The organism is Bradyrhizobium sp. HKCCYLS3077, assembly GCF_051167555.1.
Classification (GTDB): Bacteria; Pseudomonadota; Alphaproteobacteria; order Rhizobiales; family Xanthobacteraceae; genus Bradyrhizobium.
In genome coordinates this window covers 227,565-251,715 of record NZ_JBNPTH010000001.1, presented here as the reverse complement: position 1 = coordinate 251,715, position 24,151 = coordinate 227,565, and the positions used below count along the sequence as shown (strand labels likewise).

Genomic DNA, 24,151 nt, shown 5'->3' with positions numbered 1-24,151 from the left:
GATGTCGGTGACCGCAGAGCGCAAGGCGGAAATCATCAAGGCGAACGCCACCAAGGCCGGTGATACCGGTTCTCCGGAAGTGCAGGTTGCGATCCTGTCGGAACGCATCAACAACCTGACCAACCATTTCAAGACCCACGGCAAGGATAACCACTCCCGCCGCGGCCTCCTGAAGCTGGTGTCGACCCGCCGTTCGCTGCTGGACTACCTGAAGAAGAACGACGAGGCGCGCTACAAGGCGCTGCTCGAGAAGCACAACATCCGTCGTTGAGCTTCGACTTGGACTGAGCGCGCGCGAAGATTTGCGCGCGTTGTCGGCATGATCCCGAGAGCGCCGTCCCGTTGCGGCGCTCACGAGTCCGGGATCATGCGGTCTGGCCAGACATCGGAAAGAAGCGGATACGCTTCCAAGCCCGTCCCTGCCCGGACCATGTAGTACGCTCAGCAGCAATCCGGCCGCTGGGCGTGACGGGCAAGGTGCCCGTTACTCACGAGAAGGATGGACGCCATCCGAGATGAAAAAACCATGGCAGGATCGCAGGGCGCTGATCGCAATCCAGCGCCCTGCCATCTTGCGCATGGTTTTTTTGTTTCTGGGGGGTCTGCCTTCGATCATCTCATGAAAGAAGATACCCATGTTTACCAAGCATTCCGTCGAGATCGACTGGGGTGGACGTCCGCTCAAGCTTGAAACCGGCAAGATCGCCCGCCAAGCCGACGGCGCCGTCGTCGCCAGCTACGGCGAGACCGTCGTGCTCGCCACCGTGGTCGCCGCCAAGGCGCCGCGCGACGGCGTCGACTTCCTGCCGCTGACCGTCGACTATCAGGAGAAGGCCTACGCCGCGGGCCGCATCCCCGGCGGCTATTTCAAGCGCGAGGGCCGTCCGACCGAAAAGGAGACGCTGGTCTCCCGCCTGATCGACCGCCCGATCCGCCCGCTGTTCGTCGACGCCTGGCGCAACGAGACCCAGGTCATCGTGACCGTGCTGTCGCACGACATGGAGAACGATCCGGACATCGTGGCGCTGGTCGCCGCGTCCGCTGCGCTGACCTTGTCGGGCGTTCCGTTCAAGGGCCCGATCGGCGCCGCCCGCGTCGGCTTCGCCAATGACGAATACATCCTCAATCCGACCCTCGACGAGATGGCCGACACCCAGCTCGACCTGGTCGTCGCCGGCACCTCGGACGCCGTGCTGATGGTGGAATCGGAGGCCAAGGAGCTCAACGAGGACATCATGCTCGGCGCGGTGATGTTCGGTCACCGCCACTTCCAGCCGGTCATCAATGCGATCATCGAGCTCGCCGAGAAGGCCGCCAAGGATCCGCGCGACGTCGCGATCATCGACAACAGCGCGATCGAGAAGGAGATGCTCGGCATCGCCGAGCAGGACCTGCGCACCGCCTACGCGATTCCGATCAAGCAGCAGCGCTATGCTGCGGTCGGCGCCGTCAAGGAAAAGGTGATGGCCTACTTCTTCCCGGAAGGCCAGGAGCCGAAATACGACAAGCTCCGTGTCGCCGCCGTCTTCAAGGAGCTCGAGGCCAAGATCGTTCGCTGGAACATCCTGGACACCGGCAAGCGCATCGACGGCCGCGACGCCAAGACCGTGCGTAACATCGTCTGCGAGGTCGGCGTTCTGCCCCGCGCCCACGGCTCGGCGCTGTTCACCCGCGGCGAGACCCAGGCGCTGGTCGTGACCACGCTCGGCACCGGCGAGGACGAGCAGTACATCGACGCGCTGTCGGGAACGTACAAAGAGACGTTCCTGCTGCACTACAACTTCCCTCCCTACTCGGTCGGTGAGACCGGCCGCCTCGGCGGCACCAAGCGCCGCGAGATCGGCCACGGCAAGCTCGCCTGGCGCGCGATCCACCCGGTGCTGCCGCCGCACCACGAGTTCCCCTACACGACGCGCGTCGTGTCGGAGGTGACCGAGTCGAACGGCTCGTCGTCGATGGCCACCGTCTGCGGCTCGTCGCTGGCGCTGATGGATGCCGGCGTGCCGCTGAAGCGGCCGACCGCGGGCATCGCGATGGGCCTGATCCTGGAAGGCTCCCGCTTCGCCGTGCTGTCCGACATCCTCGGCGACGAGGACCATCTCGGCGACATGGACTTCAAGGTCGCGGGCACCGAGAGCGGCATCACCTCGCTGCAGATGGACATCAAGATCGAGGGCATCACCGAGGAGATCATGCGCGTGGCGCTCGGCCAGGCGCGCGAGGGCCGCATCCACATCCTGGGTGAGATGTCCAAGGCGCTGACCAACGCGCGCGCCGAGCTCGGCGAATACGCGCCGCGCATCGAGACCTTCAAGATCCCGACCGACAAGATCCGCGAAGTGATCGGCACCGGCGGCAAGGTGATCCGCGAGATCGTCGAGAAGACCGGCGCCAAGGTCAACATCGAGGACGACGGCACCGTGAAGGTCGCCTCCAGCGACGGCGAGGCCATGAAGGCCGCCATCAAGTGGATCAAGTCGATCGCCTCCGATCCGGAGGTCGGCCAGATCTATGACGGCACCGTCGTCAAGGTGATGGAGTTCGGCGCCTTCGTGAACTTCTTCGGCACCCGCGACGGCCTCGTGCACATCTCGCAGCTCGCCGACAAGCGCGTGCAGAAGACCACCGACGTCGTCAAGGAAGGCGACAAGGTCAAGGTCAAGCTGCTCGGCTTCGACGACCGCGGCAAGACCCGGCTGTCGATGAAGGTCGTCGACCAGACCACCGGCGAGGACCTCGAGGCCAAGCAGAAGGACGCTCCGGCCGAGGCGCGCGAAGCCGCCGGCGAGTGAGCTGGCAAGTCATCGATGAGTGACGAAGGGCGGCTCTCGGGCCGCCCTTTTTGTTGTGAAACGCGGTCGAGCCGCGTCATTGCGGGTGTCAGCGAAGCAATCCATGGCCGCTTCCCAGCGCTCTGGATTGCTTCGTCGCTTCGCTCCTCGCAATGAGGGATGAGAGCGCGTAGGTTGCCTCTATCGCCTTGCCGGAGGTCACAGTCCATGTCCGAGCTCATAATCCGTGCGGCCCGCCCTGACGAGTATGACGCGATCGCGAGCCTCTGGATGGAGAGCTGGTGCTCGACCGGGCTGGATCATCCGAGCGAGACGTTGCTCGGCCTGCTGAAGCAGCGCGTGCCGCGCGAGGTGGCCGGCGGCTGGAGCCTCTACGTCGCCGACGACGGCGGCACGCTCGCAGCGATGCTCGCGATCCAGGTCGAGCGGCTCTATCTCGACCAGCTGATGATTTCGCCGTCCTATCAGGGCCGCTCGCTCGGTCGTCGCCTGCTCGCGTTCACACGGGAGATCCTGCCCGACGAGATCTGGCTGCGCTGCGCCGAGGGCAACGACAAGGCATGGCGCTGGTACGAGCGCGAGGGCTTCGTGCTGGAGAAAACGGAAGTCGATCCCGTGCACGGCCGGATGATGAAGTATTATCGCTGGAAGAGCTGAAGTCGGACCCGCGCCTGATCGCGTTGCGCGCACCACCGCGCGCTTGCGCGTGTGGCCTGAAAGGCATTGCGCGGGCGGTTCCGGGAGAACTAGGCTTGGGTTCCCGACGGCCTCCGCCGTTCTCGAACCGTACCATTGTCCGCGTTGCTCATGCTGATTCGTCGCCTCGCCGTCGCCCTCCTCGCCTTCACTCTCATTCCGCCCTCGTTGGCTCAGGTCCCACCCGCACCTGCTCCCGCGACCAAGCCGACGGCTGCCGCGAAGAAGCCGGCCGGTAAGACGGCGACGCCGAAACCGCCGGCGGCGGCTGTCGACAGCGGCCCTTGCGACACAGGCGTGATCGCTGCGCTGGGCGACAGCTTTACGGTGCAGAAGAACGGCCTCACCCGGATGACCAATGACTATGCGGAGGTCCCGGCAGCCTGGGGATTTGACGATCTCGTCTTTGCGCGGGTGAGAGCCGTTGCCGGTGATGCCGGCGTTCGCCGTCTCGTCGTTCCCAAAGGAACATTCGACACCTACTATCAATCCCCGCCGATCAAAGCCGAGAATGGAACGCTTGCTCCTCTTGTCAGGAAGCTCGCGGAGTCGGCGCGCTGCACCCGCTATCTTGTCGTCACCCGTCGAACCGACAGCGAACCCTCCACCAATGACGAGGTGACAGGAATCGGTGTCATCAATCGCGGCGAAGGCTTCGGGCGCTACACGCACGTCTTCGTCATGATGGACATCCAGCTGTATGACGGGACGACGTTCGAAGCCCGCGAGCCCGCGACGAGCTCGAAATCGTTCCTCTCGCGACTAACGTCGGGCGTCGGCCCGCCCTCTCACGCAGGCGACGTTGACAACGCCAACTTTCCCGCTGCGCCGCCGGATGCCGCCACCAACACCGTGCTGCGCGACATGGCGCGTTCGATGCTCAAGTTCCGCCTCGATCAGCGATTGCCGGCCTATTTCGGGCGTGAGTGAGTCTGTCTCATCGGCCGGCGACCGTCGAACGGGTCTCGGTCATATCCTGATCTTGAGAGTCGCAAAGCCCGACTGCTGGACCAGCCCGGAGGGTGTCGCACTGAGGCCATAGCGAACGCTGACGTCCAGCCGGTCGTTGCCGACGGCGACCAGACCCAAACCGGCCGAGTAGATCCAGGGCGAAAGGGCAAGGCCGCTGGTCGTGAAACTGTCTCCACCGCCCGAGAACGCCGCGCCGATCTGCAGCCGTTGATTCAACGCATCGTAGCCGACGCCCAGATCTCCGGTGACACGGACCTTCTCGGTAATCTGATAGACCGCCTTCAGCCCGGCGGTGGTCGTGAGGTTCTGATAGCGTTGTGCATCGACATTGAGGCTGAATCCGCCGGCGCCGTTCTCGCGGTAACCGTCGCTGCTGACGATGCCATAGTCGATGCGGAGCGTGGGGATGAGCCAGACCTTGTCCTGGACCGGAATGCGCGTCTTCGCGCCGATACCGGCATGGCCCGTATAGGACCGATAGCTGCCCGCAGCGGTCGCGTTCATGAAGCTCAGCGACCGGCTTTCGCCATTGTCGCTGTATCCGCCGTCGAGCTGATAGTCGAACGCGACGTCGCGGCTGACGGCGTAGGCGCCGTAGAGGCCGAGCTGATAGGATGAGACCGACAGGCGGCTTGGGACGGCGTCCTCGCTTCCGGTGATCGTCTGGCGCGAATAGGCGGCAACACCGCCGATCATGGCGCGAGGCGAGATCACGGCGTCGGCGCCGAACGCGAGGCCGCCACCGGAGCCATGATAGCCCGGGACGCCATCGCGCGCAGACTGTTGCGCGGTGCCGCCGAGCGGCTGCATCCAGACGTTTCGACCGGCCGCGTCGCTCAGGCTGCCGATCCCGTCGAGCCGGTTGGCCACCGTCTTCCAGACCTCGCGCTGCGTCACATAGGTCGCCTGGGAGGCGGCGCCGGTCAGCACCGGCAACGTCTGCATCACCGCATTGCCAAGCGACGCTCCGCTGAGGCCGTCGAGCGCGGCGAATCCCGGCACCATCGAACCGCTCCAGCCCGCGGGCGTCATGGACAGCCGGTACAGCGCGTCAGCCGCTTCGAGGCCGACGCGACCGCCGGCGGCCCGCAGCGTCTCGCCGTAGGGCTGGATCAGCGACATCGTCGCCCAATTTCCGGTGAGGTTACCCGTGAGATCATAGGTCGACGCGACCATCTGCGCGCCGGAGGCGTTGCCGCTGGCCGCGCCATAGAGGCTCGTCAGATTGCCGCGCGACAGCGTGTTGAACAGCACGCTGCCTTCAGGCGTGACCGAACCGAGCAACGTAAAGGCGCCGGCGCCGCTGCCGACCGGGGCCACGCCCGCACCCCAGAAATAGCCGTTCTGATAGTTGGTGATGACGAACCGGCCGGGCGCCTGCGTGCCGAACAGCGCCGGGCTCGCGATGCGCCAGGGGGTGCCGGCCGTCCACGCCCATTGCGGCACCGAATTGGCCGGCACGGGCGCCGACGGTGGTGGTGTGAAGGTGGCGGGATCGTAGGGCAGCATATAGGCCCAATGCGTCACCAGCAGCGTGTCGCCGGTGATCATCTGCATTTCCATGCTGGTGACGCCGTTCACCGAGCGCATGTAGCCCAACCCGACTGTCGCGGCGCCGCCACCCGTCGGCGTGAACAGCATGGTGATCTGTCCGGCGGTCGTCACGAAGCCCTGGATAGTCGAGGTGTCGGTCAACAGCGCCGGGCCAATCCTGAGCTGCGCGACGCTGGTACCGGTGAAGGCGCCGTTGGTCGCGGTGCCCAAGGTCCACAATGTCTGGTCGCCGATCGGGATCGGGTTGCTGAAACCCGTCTTCGGCGACATGTAGGCCAGCAGCTGGGCTGTCGGCACATACCAGTTCGTATTGGAGATCGTGGAATCCCAGACATTCGACTGCGCCCGTGCCGGGCACCCCGCACCGAACGTCATCGCAGTCATCGCGCACAGAGCGACGACGCAGGATCTCGCATACAGCATCATCGCCCCCACGACTTTGCTTGGCTGACGGCACGACCACCGCGCGCCGGTGTCGGAGCCGAAGCACGCCCGCGGCGAGCCGGGCTGCCAGCACGGCAGCAATGCGTGGGCGCGCCAAATGGTCTGCGATTATCCGCAGCCTTCGGGCACGTTCAACTGGGAAAAATTGGGCGCATCGCTGCCGGCCGTCGGCGCTATCCGACGGCGGAGCGGTCCGGTCGATGACCGGCGGCGCTTACTCGCCCTTGAGATCCTCGGGCCGCGGCATCGAGATGACGTTGTAGCCGGAATCGACGTAGTGGATCTCGCCGGTGACGCCGCCGGAGAGTTCCGACAGCAGGTAGAGCGCCGAGCCCCCGAGTTCCTCCAGGGTCACGCCGCGGCCGAGCGGCGAGTGCTTCTGCTGGAACGCGAACATGAACCGGGCATCGCCGATGCCGGAGCCGGCGAGCGTGCGCACGGGACCCGCCGAGATCGCATTGACGCGGATCGCGCGGCGGCCGTAGTCGGCGGCGAGATAGCGCACGGAGGCTTCGAGCGCGGCCTTGGCCACGCCCATCACGTTGTAGTTCGGCATCACGCGGTTGGAGCCGTCGAAGGTCAAGGTGATCATGCTGCCGCCGCTCTCCGGCATCAGCTCGGCGGCGCGCTTGGCGATCTCGGTGAAAGAGAAGCAGGAGATCAGCATGGTACGCGAGAAGTTCTCGCGCGAGGTGTCGGCGTAGCGACCCTTGAGCTCGTTCTTGTCGGAAAAGGCGACGGCGTGGACGATGAAGTCCAGTCCACCCCAGGCCTCGCGCAATGCAGCGAACACGCTGTCGACGCTGGCGATGTCCTCGACGTCGCAGGGCAGCACATGCTTGACGCCGAGCTCATCGGCGAGCGGACGCACGCGCTTGCCGAGCGCGTCGCCCTGATAGGTGAACGCCATCTCGGCGCCGTGCGCGGCGAGCGTTTTGGCGATGCCCCACGCGATCGAATGGTCGTTGGCGATGCCCATCACCAGACCGCGCTTGCCTGCCATCAGACCCTGCATGATGTTTCTCCTTCGTCATGCCGGGCGCCTGCCCTGGCAGCTTGAAACGACCGCCCGCCAAATAAGCCGATGGCCGGACATCGGTGCGAAGACGTTGCCTCGCGCTGTTGCCCGGCCATCATGCCGTTGGAACGATCCTGTTCGAAAATCCTAGGCGTCGAGGTGCTTGAAGACCAGCGTCGCGTTGGTGCCGCCGAAGCCGAACGAGTTCGACAGCACCGTGCCGAGCTTGGCGTTGTCGATGCGCTTGCGCACGATCGGCATGTCGGCGAACACCGGATCGAGCTCGGTGATGTTGGCGCTCTCGCAGATGAAGCCGTTCTTCATCATCAGCAGCGAATAGATCGCCTCCTGGACGCCGGTGGCGCCGAGCGAGTGGCCCGTCAGCGCCTTGGTCGCCGCGATCGGCGGGCACTTCTCGCCCGAGCCGAACACCTTGCGGATCGCCTCGATCTCCGGCGGATCACCGGCAGGCGTCGAGGTTGCGTGCGGATTGATGTAGTCGATCTTCGTCTTCACCGTCGACAGCGCCATCTGCATGCAGCGCTCGGCGCCCTCGCCCGACGGCGCGACCATGTCGTAGCCGTCCGAGGTCGCGCCATAACCGACGATCTCGCCATAGATCTTGGCGCCGCGCGCCTTGGCGCGCTCGAGCTCTTCCAGCACCAGGACGCCGGCGCCGCCGGCGATGACGAAGCCGTCGCGGCTCACATCGTAGGGGCGCGAGGCCGTGGCGGGCGTATCGTTGTGCTTGGACGACATCGCGCCCATCGCGTCGAACAGCACCGACAGCGACCAGTCGAGCTCCTCGCAGCCGCCGGCGAACATCACGTCCTGCTTGCCGTACTGGATCATCTCATAGGCATTGCCGATGCAATGGTTGGAGGTCGCGCAGGCCGAGGAGATCGAGTAGTTGACGCCCTTGATCTTGAACCAGGTCGCGAGCGTCGCCGACGCGGTCGACGACATCGCCTTCGGCACTGCGAAAGGACCGACCCGCTTCGGGCCCTTGGTGCGGGTGATGTCGGCCGCCTCGACCAGCGTGCGCGTCGACGGCCCGCCCGAACCCATGATGATGCCGGTCCGGACATTGGAGACGTCGGTCGGCTCCAGGCCGGAATCGAGGATCGCCTGCTCCATCGCGACGTGATTCCACGCCGCGCCCTCGCCGAGGAAACGCATCGCGCGGCGATCGACCACTTCCGCCGGGTTCAGCGTCGGCGCACCTTGCACCTGCGAACGAAAACCAAGCTCGGCATATTTCTCGGCGCGGGAGATGCCGGACTTCGCCTCATACAGGCTGGCCAACACCTCCTGGGTGTTGTTGCCGATCGATGAGACGATGCCCATGCCCGTGATGACGACCCGCCTCATGATGTCCGCCTCGCCTTGCTCATATGTTCTGTGGTGATCGTGCCTGCTTCACTGTCTGCGGCATGCGCCCGACGGTTCACGACGGCGCGTTGCCCTGCTTGAACAGACCGACCTTCAGGTCCTTGGCGCGATAGATAATCTCGCCATCCATCGAAAGCCACCCGTCGGCGATACCGAGAACCAGCTTTGAGCGCATCACGCGCTTGATGTCGACGTTGTACACAACCTTGCGGGCGGTCGGCAGAACCTGGCCCGAGAATTTCAAGTCGCCAAGACCGAGCGCGCGGCCGCGGCCTTCGCCGCCGCTCCAGCCGAGGAAGAAGCCGACCATCTGCCACATCGCGTCGAGGCCGAGACAGCCCGGCATGACCGGATCGTTCTTGAAATGGCAGCCGAAGAACCAGAGGTCCGGCTTGACGTCGAGCTCGGCGCGCACGACGCCCTTGCCGTACTCGCCGCCGGTCTCGGTGATCTCGACGATGCGATCGAACATCAGCATCGGCGGCAGCGGCAGCTGCGCGTTGCCGGGACCGAACAGCTCCCCGCGGCCACAGGCCAGCAGGTCCTCGTATTCATAAGCGCTGCGTCGATCCAGCATGCTCGATGGCCTTTCTCAACGATCCCCGGTGGAAATGGTGCCGCGCGACGTGGACCGCTTCCGCGCGTCGACCCTCGCGCGCCCTGGCCGGACAGCCAGCCGCTCGGTACGATGGCTGGACCATCGCACCCGAGGGGATGACCAGCCAATCGCGAGCGCATCGCAGCTCGGATCCACGGACATGGCCCTCGCGGCCAACCGCGCCATGGCAGGGCAAATCGGGGTCCGGGCGCTCTCTAACATAGGGGATTGCGGCGTCAATGCGCGTATCCGGGTAAATCGACGCGGCACGGCGGCCGGTCAACGAACCGCCCCACAAATGCAGTTTAGGGGCGTTCTAGATACGTTAGTTGCGATAAGCTTGCATCTGACGGGGTTTCTTCCTATATCGGTTGTGGATGAGTGCGAATTTCGTGGTGCGCGAAGTGGATGTGAGCAACAACGCCTCGATGAGTGGCCATGACCGGGGGACCCCGGAGGGTCTCGGCAGCGGCCGCCAGCCGGCGCTGAACGGCTGCCCGTGGCATGACGTCAACGAGATGCTGCAGTCGGCGGGCCTGCGCCCGACCCGCCAGCGCATGGCCCTGGGCTGGCTGCTGTTCGGCAAGGGTGCGCGGCACCTGACGGCCGAAATGCTGTACGAAGAAGCGACCCTGGCCAAGGTCCCGGTCTCGCTCGCCACCGTCTACAACACGCTGAACCAGCTGACCGACGCCGGCCTGCTGCGTCAGGTCAGTGTCGACGGCACCAAGACCTATTTCGACACCAACGTCACCGCGCACCACCATTTCTATCTCGAGAACAATCACGAGCTGGTGGACATTCCGGACCAGCATCTGGCGCTGTCGAAGCTGCCGGAAGCGCCGGAGGGTTACGAGATCGCGCGCATCGACATGGTGGTGCGGCTGCGCAAGAAGCGCTGAGCCGCGACGATAGATTGGTCATTTGAAAGGCCCGCCCTCGCCGGCGGGCCTTTTCGTGTCTGGACGCCGACCGAAATGCGGCGGCCGGTGCTGCACCCCTCAGTTCACCTGCTCGTCCGCGTAGACGCCCCACAGCCTCTGCTGCTCGATCCAGCCGTCGAATCCGTTGCCGAGCACCCGGCACCAGCCATTGGTGCACTTCTTGACCTGCGCGATGACCCCGGCCTGCAGCCGCGCCGTCACGGCGCTGCTCGCTGACGCGCTCTCATAGACCGCCGCCAGATCATCCTTGTTCTTCATCGTCACGACCGCGGTGCGGCGTCCGGACAGCAGCGAGTGATAGACCCAGCCCTCGGATCCCTCGGAATCGCGCACGCGCCGCCAGTTCTCATACTCCGCGGTGATTTCGACCGGCAGGCCCGAGCGCGTGTAGACCCAGGCCACGTCATTGTCCTTGGTCGGACCGGCGCGCACGTTCACATGGTCGGATTTCAAGCTGACGTAGCGCGGCACAGGCAGGCCGCTCGTGGTGAGAACCGAGTCCTTGGCCACGGCGCCGGTGCTCACCGAACCGTGGAGCAGACTGACGCAGAAAATGCCGACGACAATTGCGGCTGCACCGAGACGTCCCAACGCGACTGAACTCAACTCACTCTCCCTCGCAAGGATCGACGCGTGGTCGCGTCCATGATCCTTCGCCCGATCCCCATCGAACCGCCGGGCTGCCCCCCTTCGTGCACAGAGAGGGCTTGCCGCGGCGCAGGTTCCTGACCCGCCGTTGGCTTCTTGTCTTGGCCCGGCCTTCTGCTAGACAGGACCGAACACAAGCGGCCAGGAAGCGCCTGAGAATCGCTCGCGAACCCCTGTCAGGGACGGATCGGCCCACCTGCGAGATCCGACACGACCAGTCCAGGGACACGCCTTCTCAGACGACGACGGTAGTTTCGGCGAACCCGGTTAATGAGGTCTGAAGGATCTCATGAGAGCAGCACATGTCAGGTAGGAAAAAGCCCCTCGTCGTGGTGACACGCAAGCTGCCGGACTCGGTCGAGACGCGGATGCGCGAGCTGTTCGACGCGCGCCTCAATCTCGACGACGAGCCGATGAGCCAGGAGCAGCTCGCCGACGCCGTGCGCACCGCGGAGGTGCTGGTTCCGACCGTGACCGATCACATCACCGCCGACATTCTCAATCAGCCCGACTGCAAGCTGCGGCTGATCGCCAATTTCGGCAATGGCGTCGACAACATCGACGTCGCCGCGGCGGTCGCGCGCGGCATCACCGTCACCAACACGCCGAAGGTTCTCACCGAGGATACCGCCGACATGACCATGGCGCTGATCCTCGCCGTGCCGCGGCGGCTGATCGAAGGCGCCTCGATCCTCACCGAGGGCAAGAACTGGGCGGGCTGGTCGCCGACCTGGATGCTCGGCCACCGCATCGGCGGCAAGCGCCTGGGCATCATCGGCATGGGCCGCATCGGTCAGGCGGTGGCGCGACGCGCCCGCGCCTTCGGCCTGCAGATCCATTATCACAACCGCCGCCCGGTCGCCCCCGTCATCGCCGACGAGCTCGGCGCCACCTATTGGGAGAGCCTCGACCAGATGCTGGCGCGGATGGACATCATCTCGGTGAATTGTCCGCACACGCCGGCGACGTTCCATCTGTTGTCGGCGCGCCGTCTCAAGCTGATCCGCAAGGACGCCTATATCGTCAACACCGCGCGCGGCGAGGTGATCGACGAGGAGACGCTGACGCGGCTGGTCGAAGCCGGCGAGATCGCCGGCGCCGGGCTCGACGTGTTCGAGCATGAGCCCGCCGTCAACCCGCGTCTCGTGCGGCTCGCCAAGGCCGGCAAGGTGACCTTGCTGCCGCATATGGGCTCGGCCACGATCGAGGGCCGCGTCGAGATGGGCGAGAAGGTCATCATCAACATCAAGACCTTCCTCGACAACCACCGCCCGCCGGACCGCGTGCTGCCGAGCATGCTGTAGGCCCGGTGGCAATGTCGTCCCGGCGAACGCCGGGACCCATACCCCCAGGGTGCAGTTTGAGGCACGCTGGTCATTGGCCTTCTACTCATCACGACCGCCGCGGAGGATAGGTCCCGGATCGGCGCCCACCGACGCGTTGCGTCGGCGGGCTTGTCCGGGACGACGGCGGAGTGTGTGGCGCGCCTCTTGGCGCGCGCGGCACTTCACTTCCGATGTGCACTCAAATCCGCGATCACGGGCCCATCCCCATTCAGCGGGTTCGCGGGATCGCGGCCATAGCGCAGCGTCTCGAAGCGCATGGTGCGCGCATCCAGCATCAACAGCCGCCCCACCAATCCCTCGCCGAAGCCGACGATCTCGCGGATCGCCTCCAGCGCCATCATCGAGCCGAGCATGCCGGCGAGCGCGCCCATGACGCCGGCCTCGGCGCAAGCGGGGACCGTGCCGGGCGGCGGCGGCTCCGGGAACAGGCAGCGATAGGTCGGATTGAACGCGCCCTGGTCATTGCGCTCATGCGCGCGGATCGTGGTCAGCGACGCATCGAAGGTGCCGAGCGCACCGGTGATCAGGGGCTTCTGCGCGAGAAAGCAGGCATCGGAGGCCAGATAGCGGGTATCGAAATTGTCGGAGCCGTCGAGCACGAGATCGTAGCCACCGATCAGGTCGAGCGCGTTGTCGGCGTTGAGCCAGGTCCGGTGCGCGACGACGCTCACATGCGGATTGAGTGCGTTGATCCGCTCGGCCGCACTGTCGACCTTGGGACGGCCGATATCCGGCGTCGCATGGATGACCTGGCGCTGCAGGTTCGACAGCGACACCACGTCGTCATCGACCACGCCAATCGTGCCGACGCCGGCGGCGGCGAGATACATCAGCGCCGGCGCGCCCAGCCCGCCCGCGCCGATCACCAGCACCGCGGCGCGCTTCAGCGCCGCCTGACCGGGACCGCCGACATCGCGCAGCACGATATGGCGGGCATAGCGCTCCACTTCCTCATCGCTCAGCATCGTTACGCACGTCCTCCCGCTGCCGGATCGCGGTCAGCCGACCCATGGAGACTGGACATCTCCCCACTGAACCCTCGCCGGATTGTGACCGACCAAGCAGATGTGCTTATTTATGTCAGCGGCAAGAGCAGCGGGATTTGTCATGAGACGGCTGGCCACGGCAACCTTCATCTGCGCGATCGCCGCAGGCTCGTCGGCAGGGGCCCAGACGCCGCCGACGCAGGGCGCGCTGCCGGGCGCCCAGCCCAAACCGGTCGCGACCCAGCCGATCCGTCCTGGTGTCCAGGCGCCGGCCGACACCGCCAATGCGATGTCTCAGGCCGAGCGGCTGGCGCTGCAATCCGATCTCGCCTGGGTCGGCCAGTACAACGGCGCCATCACCGGCGACGTCAGCGAGCGCATGGTCAATGCGATCAAGGAGTATCAGAAGCTCAAGGGCGGCAAGCCGACCGGCGTGCTGAACCCGCAGGAGCGGGCCGTGCTCGCCGATACCGCACGACGCAAGCAGGAGGGCGTCGGCTGGAAACTCGTGACCGAGCCGACCAGCGGCGCGCGCTTGGGCATTCCGACCAAGCTGGTGCCGCAGCAGACCAGCGACGCCAACGGCTCGAAATGGACCTCGCCGACCGGCACCGTGCAGGTCGTGCTGTCACGCCGCAAGGAGGCCAATCCGACCACGGCGGCGCTTGCCGACCGTGAGAAGAAGGAGCCGGGCCGCACGGTCGACTACAGCGTCGTGAAGCCGGACTTCTTCGTGCTGTCGGGCCTTCAGAACCTGAAGAAGTTCTACATTCGCGGCACCTTCAAGGGCGACGAGGTGCGCATCCTGACCATCCTCTACGACCAGGCGACAGAGAACACCGTCGAGCCGGTGGTGATCGCGATGTCCTCCGCCTTCACCGCCTTCCCCGCGGCCGCGCTCGCGGCCCAACCGGCGCCGCGCCGGAGCGTCGACTACGGCACCGGCGTCATCGTCAGCCAGGACGGTGCCATCATCGCCGATCGCGAGGTGACCGACGCCTGCGTCGCGATCACCATTCCCGGCTTCGGTCCCGCTGAGCGCATCGCCGAGGACAAGGAGCGCGGACTGGCGCTGCTGCGCGTCTATGGCCCGCGCGGCCTGAAACCGCTGGCGCTGTCGGGCGGAGCGGCGAAATCAGCGATCGAAATCGTCGGCATCGCCGATCCGCAGAGTCAGGGCGGCAGCGCCGCGATCAGCATCGTGAAGACGCAGCTCGTCGGCGAGGCCGCGCTCGCGCCCGCACCGGGTCTCGGCTTCTCCGGCGCCGCCGCGCTCGATGGCGACGGCAAGTTCGCCGGCATCGCGCTGCTGAAGCCGGCGGTGGTGGCGGGCGCGGCAAGCGTGCCCGCGGCCCAGGCCGTGCTGGTGAACGCCGATGCGACGCGCGCCTTTCTCGCCGCCCACGGCGTCAAGCCCGACGGCAGTTCGCTCGACGCCAGGGCGGCAACGGTGCGCGTGATCTGCGTCCGCAAGTAGGCCATTCCTTTGCGATGCGGAGTCTCATCTGAGTGCCCGAGCATGATCACGACGCCATCCGTCGCGCGCTGCAGCGGAACGAACGACTCGTTGGCGTCGATCTGTCGGAGTTCAGCTTCGACGACGATCTGACGGAGTCGGCCCAGTTCGAGGATTGCAGCGCGACCGTCACGCGCTTCGTCGGCGGCGATCTCGCGACATCGCGATGGACGCGCAGCCGCTTCAGCGCCTGCGAATTCGCCAATGTGAACCTGTCCGGCGCGCAATTCGAGGACTGCCGCTTCTTCGACACCGCAGGCACCGCCGGATGTACGTTCCGGTTCTGCGACCTGCGTGGCGCGGTGTTCCGCAACTGTGACCTGATGCTCGCGACCTTCAACGCCTGCGATCTCTGGGACGTCACATTTTCCGATTGCCGGATGTCCGGCGCCACCTTCGAGAAACCGGCCTTCGCTTTCCGCTTGCCGGGCGGGACGAAGGGGAAGAAGGCGGTCCGGCTGGCCGGCATGTTCGAGCGCTGCAGGCTGGATAATGCGGTACTGCGCGAGGCCGACTTGTCCTCGCTCCGCATTCTCGACTGCGACCTGTCGGGCGCCGAACTGCAGGGCACCTCGCTGGTCAACGCCTCGCTGCGCGGGAGCAATCTCGGCAACGCGGCCCTGCAGCTGGCCGATCTGACCGGCGCAGACCTCCGCGGCGCCGACCTGTCCGGGTTCGACCTGCAGGCGCTTCAGAGCTTTTCGGGGCTGCAGGTCTCCGCAAGCCAGCAGCATCATCTGCTGCGCAGCCTCGGCATCGACGTCTTCGCGGAGGAAGACTGACCGCCCCCGGCGCTGTGCGCTGCGGCCGGCGTTTACGCTAAATTAAGCATGTCCTTTTAGAAAAAATTAAGGGCCCAACGGCGGCCGACGGGGATCTCATGTGCAGCATCGCGACTGCGCGGGACGATGCCCGGCGATGCCGAACGATCGCCCGCGGCTCCGTGCCGCTCTCTTCCTAGCACCTTGCTATCAACTCGGAACGGCTCCCGCCGTAGTCAAACGGTCTGTCCAATCACAGGCCGCGCATGAGATAGTTCGAACAGTTTTGTCGGCGTGCTGATTCGGACCACCGCGATCCCTCTTCTCACAGTCGGATCGGGCCGGGACTGTCCTGAGCGAGAATAGCTCTGCGTTGCGCGGGTCGCGATGCACTCAGCTTTGGCGTTCTCATAAGTTCCGTCAACATCCGAAGGACTGTCTCCCGATGTACACGATCGTTTTGGCCACGCAGAAGGGCGGCAGCGGCAAGAGCACGCTCGCCATCGGTCTCGCCGTGGCGGCCCAGCAGGCCGGCCACAAGGTGCGCGTGATCGAAACCGACCGCCAGGGCACGCTGACGAAGTGGCAGGCGCGACGCAGCGCCGCCGAGCCGATCGTCGAAGCCGTCTACGACGCCAAGATGATCGAGCCGCGCCTCGAGGCACTGGCGCGCGACGGCGTCACCGTCTGCGTGATCGACACCGGCGCGGGCATCACCGCATCGAGCACGGCCGCAATCCGCTATTGCGATCTCTGCCTGATCCCGGCGCGGCCGAGCGTCGCCGACATCGAGGCCACGGCGCCGACGCTCAGCGTCGTCAGAGCCTGGCGCAAGCCGTTCGCCTTCGTGCTCAACCAGGCGCCGATCCGCGGCGGCCATCGCATCAGCGACGCGACCACGGCGCTCGACGCCGACGCGCCGCGCGACATCGCCGAGGTGCTGGCGCAGCCCTTCATCATGATGCGCAACGACCACCAGGACGCGCTGGCGGCCGGTCTCGGCGTCAGCGAGTTCGATGCGGGCGGCAAGTCGGCGCAGGAGATCAAGAGCCTGTGGCGCTGGACAGCGGGCAAGCTCGCCGGCGACCACGTCATGCACGAGGCCGGCGAACTGAAGGACGCCAGCGAGCACGCGGACGTCGAATTCCCGATCATGCTGACGCCGCAGCCGGAAGAGCCCAAGCTGCCGGTGGCACGCGCCTACCCGACCTGGGCCGACAACGGCATCAACTGGAAGGCGGGACTGTAGGCCGAGCGCAGAAGCGCCATCGCGACCAACCTATGAAATCTAAGGCGGCCGCTCACACTTGAGCGGCCGCTTTTTGTTGCGATCGTCGTCAGTGAATTTGCTCGGCGAACTCACCCCAAGACTCACAACTATCAACTTTGCGTCGCATGTGACGCATAGCGGACATTTACAATTGTCACACAAGTGTCATAGTCGATCTCGGACGTAAAGGCCTGCGATTCGCAGCGTTGTCACGCGAATCAATCCGCTCAATGCGGAGCGATCTGCAGCGACCCTGCCGACCGCTCGAACGGTGCTTCCGTTGCGGTGGTCTGCAATCGGCTTTTGCGGACCAGCAAGGGATCGCATGATGCGCACGATCGTGGTAGCGACACAGAAGGGCGGCAGCGGCAAGAGCACGCTGGCGATGGGTCTTGCCGTAGCGGCTCAGCAGGCTGGAGAGATCGTGCGCCTGATCGAAACAGATCCGCAGGGGACGCTGTCGTATTGGCAGAGCCGGCGCGGTTTGGCGGAGCCCTTCGTCGAACCGATCCACGCGCCTGCCGACATCGGCCGCCGGCTCGATGCGCTTGCACGCGGCGGCGTCACGCTTGTCGTGATCGACACGTCGAGCGGAATCAATGCACTGACGCGCGCGGCGATCGACTATGCCGATCTGTGTCTGGTGCCGGCGCGGCCATGCATTGCTGACATCGTAGCCTCGGCCCCGACCGTGAAGATCATTCGCAACAGCCGCCGGCGCTTCGCCTTCGTCCTCAACCAGGCGCCGCATCGCGGCCCGCGCGCGAGCGAGGCCGCCCGTGCGCTGATCCAAGACGATATCGCCGACATCATCGCCACGCCGCTGATCACGCTACGCAACGATCACCAGGACGCGCTCGCCGCCGGACTCGGCGTGACCGAGTTTCATGCGAGCGGAAAATCGGCCGACGAAATCTGCCTGCTGTGGCAATGGGTCGAACAGCGCCTGCCGCGAGCCGATGCAAGCTATGCGTCGGATCCCGCCGATGTCGAATCCCACGCTTTGCTGGCGAACACTGCCGCCGCCATGCCGACCGAGGCGACGCTGTCTTGGGACGCCTGCCTGTAGGCCAGCGCCATGACCTGCACGCTTATCCCGCTCCACTCTCCCGCATCTCCAGCATCTTGATGCGCGCATCCGCACGACGCAGGCGACGGCACAGCTCGCGATTGATGTTCTGCATCACGATGACATAGGCCTGGATGTCGGCCTTGTAGAACGCATAGAGCTCGCGTGCCGTCAGCTCGTACAGCACCGTCGGCGTCTCCGCCACGACCGTGGCCGACCTGTTCTGCATCTCCAGCAAGGTCATCTCGCCGAAGAAATCGCCGGGCTCCAGGTTCGACATGTGGATCACGCCGCCTGTCGGCAGACGCTCGCTGACCTCCAGCGTGCCGCTGTGAACGACGAACATCGAGCGTCCCGGCTCGCCCTCGGCGACGACGGTGGCGCCCGCCTCGAAGCGGCGTTCGACCAGCATGGACACGAGCCGATCCAGGCTCGCGTCCGACAGGCCGCCGAAGAACGGCGTGGCGAGCAGGAATGCCTTCAGGTCGGGCGAGCTGACAGCCATGGCGCGAGTATACGCCCGCACCCAAACCCTACAAGCGCACCGCGGGCGTTCCAGCCGTCACCTCAACGCTGACACTTCGGGCACCAGAAGGTCGAACGGCCGTTCTGCACGAAGCGCTTCACCACGCCCTCGCAGCCATCCGTCCGGCACGGCTCGCCCTCGCGATCATAGACCTGGAACGAGTGCTGGAAATAGCCGAGCTCGCCGGTGGTCTGGCGATGGTCGCGCAGCGACGAGCCGCCGGCGCGGATTGCCTCGTTCAGCACGGTGTGGATCGCTTCGACCAGGCGCTTGGCGTGATCGGTCGGGTCACCCTTCTTGGTCGCGAGCGTCGCGGCCAGACGCCGCGGCGACAGATGCGCGCGGAACAGCGCCTCGCAGACATAGATATTGCCGAGCCCGGCGACGACGCGCTGGTCGAGCAGCGCGGCCTTCAGGCTGGTCTTCTTGTTTGCGCAGGCCTTCGCCAGCATCGCCGCGTCGAATGCATTGCCGAGCGGCTCCGGCCCGAGTCCCTTCAGATGCGGCTCGTTGTCGATCTCGCCGCGGCCGATGATCTTCATGAAGCCGAAGCGGCGCGGATCGTTGAAGACGATATCGGCGCCGGAAGACATGTGAAACACGACGTGGTCGTGCACGCTGTCCTTGCCGCGCGGATAGTGAAACTCGCCCGGCGTCTCCTCGTGCTCGGGCTTGATCACCCGGAATGAGCCGGACATGCCCAGATGCATCAGCAGAACGTCACCGGAGCCGAGATCGGCCAGCAGATACTTGGCGCGGCGACCGAGACCCCGGACGGTCTGGCCCTGCAGGCGCTTCACAAAATCGGGCTGGAATGGAAACCGGAGGTCGCCGCGCCGCGCCTCGGCGTTGACGATGACGGCGCCTTCCATGACCGGCTGCAACCCGCGCCGGACGGTTTCGACTTCGGGCAGCTCAGGCATCCCAGTTCATTTCACCTTTTGCGTCGTGCGACCATTCACCTTGTCCGGCTGACGTGATAGCGCCTTGGCCGCACCGGCGCTATGGTGCCGTATCGGAGTAAGGGTGATGGATCAGACGGACCAGACCACTCATTTCGGCTTCAGGGACGTGCCTCTGGGCGAGAAGCAGACGCTGGTGAACGACGTGTTTCACAGCGTCGCGTCCCGCTATGACCTGATGAACGACCTGATGTCCGGCGGGCTGCACCGCGTCTGGAAGGACATCATGATCAACACGCTGAACCCGCCGAAGAGCGATGCGCCGTTCGCGCTGCTCGACGTCGCCGGCGGCACCGGCGACATCTCCTTCCGTGCCGCCAGGAAGGCCGGCGCCGGCTTCCACGCGACCGTCTGCGACATCAATGGCGACATGCTCGAGGTCGGCCGGCAGCGCGCGCTGAAGCAATATCTCGACGACCAGGTCTCGTTCGTCGAGGGCAATGCGGAGAAGCTCGCCTTCCCCGACCGCTCCTTCGACGCCTATACGATCGCCTTCGGCATCCGCAACGTGCCGCAGATCGAGCTGGCGCTGGCCGAGGCCTATCGCGTGCTCAAGCATGGCGGCCGCTTCCTGTGCCTGGAGTTCTCGACCGTCGAGGTACCCGGGCTCGACAAGCTCTACGACCTGTTCTCGTTCAACGTGATTCCGCAGCTTGGCCGCGCCGTCACCGGTGATGCCGAGTCCTATCGCTACCTCGTCGAATCGATCCGCCAGTTTCCGCGACCCAATGCCTTCGGCGAGATGATCTCGGCGGCCGGCTTCTCGCGCGTGTCCTGGCAGACCCTCTCCGGCGGCATCGTCGCGCTTCATTCCGGCTGGCGTTTGTGATCTCAGCACTGACTCATATCTCCCGGCTCGCCCGAGCCGCCTTCGTGTTCGCGCGCGAGGGCGTGTTCGGCGCCGTCGACCCGAGCCTCGCGCCGCCGCCCGGCCAGCTCGCGCTGAAGCTCGCGCGTCTGGTCGAACGCCCCGGCGCCAAGTCCGGGCCGCGGCTGTCGCGCGCGCTGGAGCGGATGGGGCCGGCCTATCTCAAGCTCGGCCAGTTCCTGGCGACGCGGCCTGACGTTGTCGGCGTCGTGATGGCGCGCGATCTCGAATCCCTGCAGGACCGGCTGCCGCCGTTCCCGCAGGCCGAGGCGGAGGCCGTCATCGCCACCGCGCTGGAACGTCCGATCAACCAGCTCTACACGTCGCTCGGGCCGCCGGTCGCGGCCGCCTCGATCGCCCAGGTGCATCGCGGCGAGGTCGAGCGCGACGGCGTCCGTCATGCTGTCGCGGTGAAGGTGCTCCGGCCCAATGTCTCGGCGCGCTTCCGGCGCGATCTCGCCGACTTCTTCTTCGTCGCCGAGAAGGCCGAGGCGCATTCTTCCGAGGCGCGCCGGCTGCGCCTGGTCGAAGTCATCAACACGATGTCGCGCTCGGTCGCGATGGAGATGGACCTTCGCCTGGAAGCCGCCGCGCTGTCGGAGATGGCGGAGAACATCAAGGACGATCCGGACTTCCGCGTGCCCGCGGTCGACTGGGACCGCACCGCCAACACCGTGCTGACCATGGAGTGGATCGACGGCATCGCGCTGAACGACCACGTCCGCCTCGCCCAGGCCAATGTCGATCTGCCCGATGTCGGCCGCAAGGTGATCCAGAGCTTTCTGCGCCACGCACTGCGCGACGGCTTCTTCCACGCCGACATGCATCCGGGCAACCTGTTCCTGGACAAGCAAGGCCGCCTCGTCGCGGTCGATTTCGGCATCATGGGCCGGCTCGGCATGAAGGAGCGGCGCTTCCTGGCCGAGATCCTGCTCGGCTTCATCACCCGCGACTATCGCCGCGTCGCCGAGGTGCATTTCGAGGCCGGCTACGTCCCGCCGCATCATTCGGTCGAGAATTTCGCGCAGGCCATCCGCGCCATCGGCGAGCCGATCCACAACCGCACGGCCGAAGAAATCTCGATGGCCAAGCTGCTGACCCTGCTGCTCGAGGTCACCGGCCTGTTCGACATGCGCACCCGCCCCGAGCTGATCCTGCTGCAGAAGACCATGGTCGTGGTCGAAGGCGTGGCGCGCGGTTTCGATCCCAAGCTGGACATCTGGAAGGTCGCCGACCCCGTGGTCCGCGAATGGATCGAGCGCAATCTTGGGCCCCTCGGCCGCATCGAGGGCGCCGTGACCGGCATCGGCGACCTCGCCCGCATCACCGCCACATTGCCAATTCTCGCCGCCCGCGCCGCCGCCGTGCTCGAGCACATGGAAACGATGACCCGCGACGGCCTGCGCCTGTCGCCCGAAACCATCGCCGCCATGGGCCGCACCGAAGGGAAAAAGAGCCGCTGGCGCGCCATCGCCCTGTGGGTCATCGCGCTGACCTTCATCGGCATCCTGTTCGCGGTGCTCAGGCTGTGATCGGGTGAGAGTCGAGCCATCTCCCCGCCAACGGTGAGCTCCCTCTCCCCGTTCTTCACGGGGGCGCGACGAGCTTCGCTCGCGCTGTGAGGGTTGGGGTGAGGGCCGCCACACCCGCCGACCGTGCGGAAAGCCCCCCTCACCCGGATCGCATCTCGCGATGCGATCCGACCTCTCCCCGCGAGCGGGGCGAGGTTGCACCGAGGCCGCCGCCGGGTCGGTCGTCGACGCCAGCGAATGATTGCACTGCAATCGCTTTCTGCTAGCATTGCGCTCACAACGACAATGCTGGGGAGACGGTCGTGGCCAGCCTGACCATCCGCAAGCTCGACGACTCGCTGAAAACCTATCTCCGGCTGCGCTCGGCGCAGAACGGCCGCTCCGTCGAGGAGGAGGTCCGGGTCATTCTGCGGGCGCTGATCGAGCCGGTCGATCCATCCGAGCCGCCGTCGACGCCACCCACGCCCCCGCCCGAACCGCTGGTGCCGCAGCCCGGCACCGCCCGTGAGGCCCGCGTCACCCTGATCATCGGCGGCGGCATTGCCGCCTACAAATCGCTCGACCTGATCCGGCGGCTGCGGGAGCGCCACATCCATGTCCGCTGCGTCATGACCAAGGCCGCGACCCAGTTCGTCACCGAGCTCGCAGCGTCCGCGCTGTCCGGCGACCGTGTCTTCACCGACCTGTTCGATGCCCGCAGCGAATTCGACGTCGGCCATATCCGGCTGGCGCGCGACTGCGACCTTATCGTCGTCGCACCGGCGACCGCCGATCTGATGTCCAAGATGGCGCAAGGCGCTGCCGATGATCTCGCCAGCGCCATCCTGCTCGCCGCGAGCCGGCCGATCCTGCTGGCGCCGGCGATGAACCCGATGATGTGGAGCAATCCCGCCACGCGCCGCAACGCCGCGACGTTGCAGCGCGACGGCATCCACATGATCGGGCCGAACGCCGGCGAGATGGCCGAGAAGGGCGAGGCCGGTGTCGGCCGCATGGCCGAGCCGACCGAAATCGCCGACGCCATCGTCGCGATGCTCAAGCCACCCGTGCCGCGCCCGCTCGCCGGCCGCCGCGTGCTGATCACCGCCGGGCCCACGCATGAGCCGATCGACCCGGTGCGCTACATCGCCAACCGCTCTTCCGGCAAACAGGGTTTTGCCATTGCCGCCGCCGCGCAGGCCGCAGGCGCCGACGTGCGGCTGATCGCCGGGCCGGTCGATCTCGCCGATCCCAAGGGCGTCAGGGTGACCCATGTCGAATCGGCGCGGCAGATGCTCGACGCCGTCGAGGCCGAATTGCCGGCCGACGTCGCGATCTTTGCCGCGGCGGTGGCCGATTGGCGGGTGGCCAATGAAGGCGGGCAGAAGCTGAAGAAAACCGACAAGGCGATCCCGCCGCTGCAGCTGGTCGAGAACCCCGACATCCTTGCCACCATCTCCAAGCTCACGGAGAAGCGACCGGGCCTGGTCATCGGCTTCGCCGCCGAGACAGAACACCTGATCGACAACGCCAAGGCCAAATTCGCGCGCAAGGGCTGCGACTGGATCGTCGCCAACGACGTCTCGCCCGCGACCGGCGTGATGGGTGGCGACCGCAACACCGTGCATCTCTTGACGAAGGATGCCGACGGCGTCCATGTCGCGTCCTGGCCGATCATGACCAAGGACGAGGTCGCGACCGCCCTCGTCGCCGAGATCGCCCGAACGATAGGACCATCCGCGTGACGAACAGCATCCGCATCGACGTTCAGACCCTGCCGCATGGCGAGGGCCTGCCGCTGCCCGCCTATCAGACCGTGCACGCCGCCGGCATGGACCTGCTCGCCGCGGTGCCGGCCGATGCGCCGCTGACACTCGACCCTGGCCGCCACGCGATGGTGCCGACGGGTCTGTCGATCGCGCTTCCCGACGGCTACGAGGCGCAGGTGCGGCCGCGCTCCGGGCTTGCGGCGCGGCATGGCGTCACCGTGCTGAACTCACCCGGCACGATCGACGCCGACTACCGCGGCGAGATCTGCGTGCTGCTGATCAACCACGGCCGGGAGCCGTTCACGATCAAGCGTGGCGAGCGCATCGCGCAGATGGTGATCGCCGCCGTCGTGCGCGCCGAACTCAGCGTCGCCACGACGCTGTCGGAGACCGTGCGCGGCAGCGGTGGTTTCGGCTCGACGGGCCGTTGAACTACGGGCGCTTCGCCACAGTTCCGACTCGGCTATGCCCATCGATGAACGCATTTTCATCCCGTGCAACCACCGTTC

Annotated in this window: 22 protein-coding genes; 14 read left to right on the top strand and 8 right to left on the bottom strand. The window is 66.1% G+C overall.

Annotated elements, in window-relative coordinates; all coding sequences use genetic code 11:
- The first annotated feature begins 1 nt into the window (after position 1).
- The 4 genes from rpsO to ACQR0Z_RS01165 all read left to right on the top strand — a co-directional run bounded on the left by rpsO (position 2) and on the right by ACQR0Z_RS01165 (position 4,418).
- Positions 2-271 carry a 30S ribosomal protein S15 gene (gene rpsO / locus ACQR0Z_RS01180; RefSeq protein WP_006608909.1) on the top strand — a complete coding sequence of 90 codons (270 nt, stop codon included), beginning with the start codon at positions 2-4 and terminating at the stop codon, positions 269-271.
- 364 nt (positions 272-635) lie between these two features.
- Positions 636-2,792: a polyribonucleotide nucleotidyltransferase gene (gene pnp, locus ACQR0Z_RS01175; protein ID WP_434858065.1), complete on the top strand. Its 2,157-nt coding sequence runs from the start codon at positions 636-638 to the stop codon at positions 2,790-2,792.
- Positions 2,793-2,999: 207 nt separating this feature from the next.
- Positions 3,000-3,449 carry a GNAT family N-acetyltransferase gene (locus ACQR0Z_RS01170; RefSeq protein ID WP_434917412.1) on the top strand — a complete coding sequence of 150 codons (450 nt, stop codon included), beginning with the start codon at positions 3,000-3,002 and terminating at the stop codon, positions 3,447-3,449.
- A gap of 135 nt (positions 3,450-3,584) precedes the next feature.
- The gene (locus ACQR0Z_RS01165) at positions 3,585-4,418 is read left to right on the top strand and encodes a hypothetical protein (protein WP_434917411.1); all 834 of its coding nucleotides are present in this window, start codon (positions 3,585-3,587) and stop codon (positions 4,416-4,418) included.
- A gap of 39 nt (positions 4,419-4,457) precedes the next feature.
- Here ACQR0Z_RS01165 and ACQR0Z_RS01160 read toward each other — a convergent pair whose 3' ends face one another.
- From ACQR0Z_RS01160 to fabA, 4 genes are all read right to left on the bottom strand, one after another.
- Positions 4,458-6,440, bottom strand: a complete 1,983-nt coding sequence (locus ACQR0Z_RS01160; RefSeq protein WP_434917410.1) for an autotransporter outer membrane beta-barrel domain-containing protein — start codon at positions 6,438-6,440, stop codon at positions 4,458-4,460.
- 232 nt (positions 6,441-6,672) lie between these two features.
- The gene (gene fabI, locus ACQR0Z_RS01155; RefSeq protein ID WP_434858061.1) at positions 6,673-7,473 is read right to left on the bottom strand and encodes an enoyl-ACP reductase FabI; all 801 of its coding nucleotides are present in this window, start codon (positions 7,471-7,473) and stop codon (positions 6,673-6,675) included.
- A 150-nt stretch (positions 7,474-7,623) separates the two neighbouring features.
- The gene (gene fabB / locus ACQR0Z_RS01150) at positions 7,624-8,847 is read right to left on the bottom strand and encodes a beta-ketoacyl-ACP synthase I (protein WP_434858060.1); all 1,224 of its coding nucleotides are present in this window, start codon (positions 8,845-8,847) and stop codon (positions 7,624-7,626) included.
- A 76-nt stretch (positions 8,848-8,923) separates the two neighbouring features.
- On the bottom strand, positions 8,924-9,445 hold the full coding sequence (gene fabA, locus ACQR0Z_RS01145; protein WP_434858059.1) for a 3-hydroxyacyl-[acyl-carrier-protein] dehydratase FabA: 522 nt from the start codon (positions 9,443-9,445) through the stop codon (positions 8,924-8,926).
- A 449-nt stretch (positions 9,446-9,894) separates the two neighbouring features.
- Here fabA and irrA point away from each other — a divergent pair, with 449 nt between their 5' ends.
- Positions 9,895-10,368 (top strand): iron response transcriptional regulator IrrA, encoded by a 474-nt coding sequence (gene irrA / locus ACQR0Z_RS01140; RefSeq protein ID WP_434858294.1) that lies wholly within the window; start codon positions 9,895-9,897, stop codon positions 10,366-10,368.
- Positions 10,369-10,467: 99 nt separating this feature from the next.
- Here the strand turns inward: irrA and ACQR0Z_RS01135 are convergent, their stop codons facing one another.
- Positions 10,468-11,016 (bottom strand): SH3 domain-containing protein, encoded by a 549-nt coding sequence (locus tag ACQR0Z_RS01135; protein ID WP_434858058.1) that lies wholly within the window; start codon positions 11,014-11,016, stop codon positions 10,468-10,470.
- A gap of 344 nt (positions 11,017-11,360) precedes the next feature.
- On the opposite strand from ACQR0Z_RS01135, the gene ACQR0Z_RS01130 reads away from it, so the two are divergent.
- The gene (locus ACQR0Z_RS01130) at positions 11,361-12,362 is read left to right on the top strand and encodes a 2-hydroxyacid dehydrogenase (protein ID WP_434858057.1); all 1,002 of its coding nucleotides are present in this window, start codon (positions 11,361-11,363) and stop codon (positions 12,360-12,362) included.
- A gap of 203 nt (positions 12,363-12,565) precedes the next feature.
- Here the strand turns inward: ACQR0Z_RS01130 and ACQR0Z_RS01125 are convergent, their stop codons facing one another.
- Positions 12,566-13,369: a HesA/MoeB/ThiF family protein gene (locus ACQR0Z_RS01125; protein ID WP_434858056.1), complete on the bottom strand. Its 804-nt coding sequence runs from the start codon at positions 13,367-13,369 to the stop codon at positions 12,566-12,568.
- Positions 13,370-13,511: 142 nt separating this feature from the next.
- On the opposite strand from ACQR0Z_RS01125, the gene ACQR0Z_RS01120 reads away from it, so the two are divergent.
- From ACQR0Z_RS01120 to ACQR0Z_RS01105, 4 genes are all read left to right on the top strand, one after another.
- Positions 13,512-14,867 carry a serine protease gene (locus ACQR0Z_RS01120; RefSeq protein ID WP_434917409.1) on the top strand — a complete coding sequence of 452 codons (1,356 nt, stop codon included), beginning with the start codon at positions 13,512-13,514 and terminating at the stop codon, positions 14,865-14,867.
- A 32-nt stretch (positions 14,868-14,899) separates the two neighbouring features.
- The gene (locus ACQR0Z_RS01115) at positions 14,900-15,688 is read left to right on the top strand and encodes a pentapeptide repeat-containing protein (RefSeq protein WP_434917408.1); all 789 of its coding nucleotides are present in this window, start codon (positions 14,900-14,902) and stop codon (positions 15,686-15,688) included.
- Positions 15,689-16,112: 424 nt separating this feature from the next.
- Positions 16,113-16,916: an AAA family ATPase gene (locus ACQR0Z_RS01110; RefSeq protein ID WP_434917407.1), complete on the top strand. Its 804-nt coding sequence runs from the start codon at positions 16,113-16,115 to the stop codon at positions 16,914-16,916.
- Positions 16,917-17,265: 349 nt separating this feature from the next.
- On the top strand, positions 17,266-18,006 hold the full coding sequence (locus tag ACQR0Z_RS01105) for an AAA family ATPase (protein WP_434917996.1): 741 nt from the start codon (positions 17,266-17,268) through the stop codon (positions 18,004-18,006).
- A 22-nt stretch (positions 18,007-18,028) separates the two neighbouring features.
- On the opposite strand, the gene ACQR0Z_RS01100 is transcribed toward ACQR0Z_RS01105, so the two are convergent.
- Positions 18,029-18,511 (bottom strand): cyclic nucleotide-binding domain-containing protein, encoded by a 483-nt coding sequence (locus tag ACQR0Z_RS01100; protein WP_434917406.1) that lies wholly within the window; start codon positions 18,509-18,511, stop codon positions 18,029-18,031.
- A 62-nt stretch (positions 18,512-18,573) separates the two neighbouring features.
- Positions 18,574-19,455, bottom strand: coding sequence for a bifunctional DNA-formamidopyrimidine glycosylase/DNA-(apurinic or apyrimidinic site) lyase (gene mutM / locus ACQR0Z_RS01095; protein WP_434917405.1), 882 nt, complete (start codon positions 19,453-19,455; stop codon positions 18,574-18,576).
- 106 nt (positions 19,456-19,561) lie between these two features.
- Between mutM and ubiE the strand changes: the two genes are divergently transcribed.
- From ubiE to dut, 4 genes are all read left to right on the top strand, one after another.
- Positions 19,562-20,323, top strand: coding sequence for a bifunctional demethylmenaquinone methyltransferase/2-methoxy-6-polyprenyl-1,4-benzoquinol methylase UbiE (ubiE, locus tag ACQR0Z_RS01090; protein WP_434917404.1), 762 nt, complete (start codon positions 19,562-19,564; stop codon positions 20,321-20,323).
- Positions 20,320-21,894: a 2-polyprenylphenol 6-hydroxylase gene (ubiB, locus tag ACQR0Z_RS01085; RefSeq protein WP_434917403.1), complete on the top strand. Its 1,575-nt coding sequence runs from the start codon at positions 20,320-20,322 to the stop codon at positions 21,892-21,894. The genes ubiE and ubiB overlap by 4 nt, the downstream gene beginning before the upstream one ends.
- Positions 21,895-22,196: 302 nt before the next feature.
- Positions 22,197-23,618 carry a bifunctional phosphopantothenoylcysteine decarboxylase/phosphopantothenate--cysteine ligase CoaBC gene (coaBC, locus tag ACQR0Z_RS01080; protein WP_434917402.1) on the top strand — a complete coding sequence of 474 codons (1,422 nt, stop codon included), beginning with the start codon at positions 22,197-22,199 and terminating at the stop codon, positions 23,616-23,618.
- Positions 23,615-24,073, top strand: a complete 459-nt coding sequence (gene dut / locus ACQR0Z_RS01075) for a dUTP diphosphatase (RefSeq protein ID WP_434917401.1) — start codon at positions 23,615-23,617, stop codon at positions 24,071-24,073. The genes coaBC and dut overlap by 4 nt, the downstream gene beginning before the upstream one ends.
- Positions 24,074-24,151: the final 78 nt, after the last annotated feature.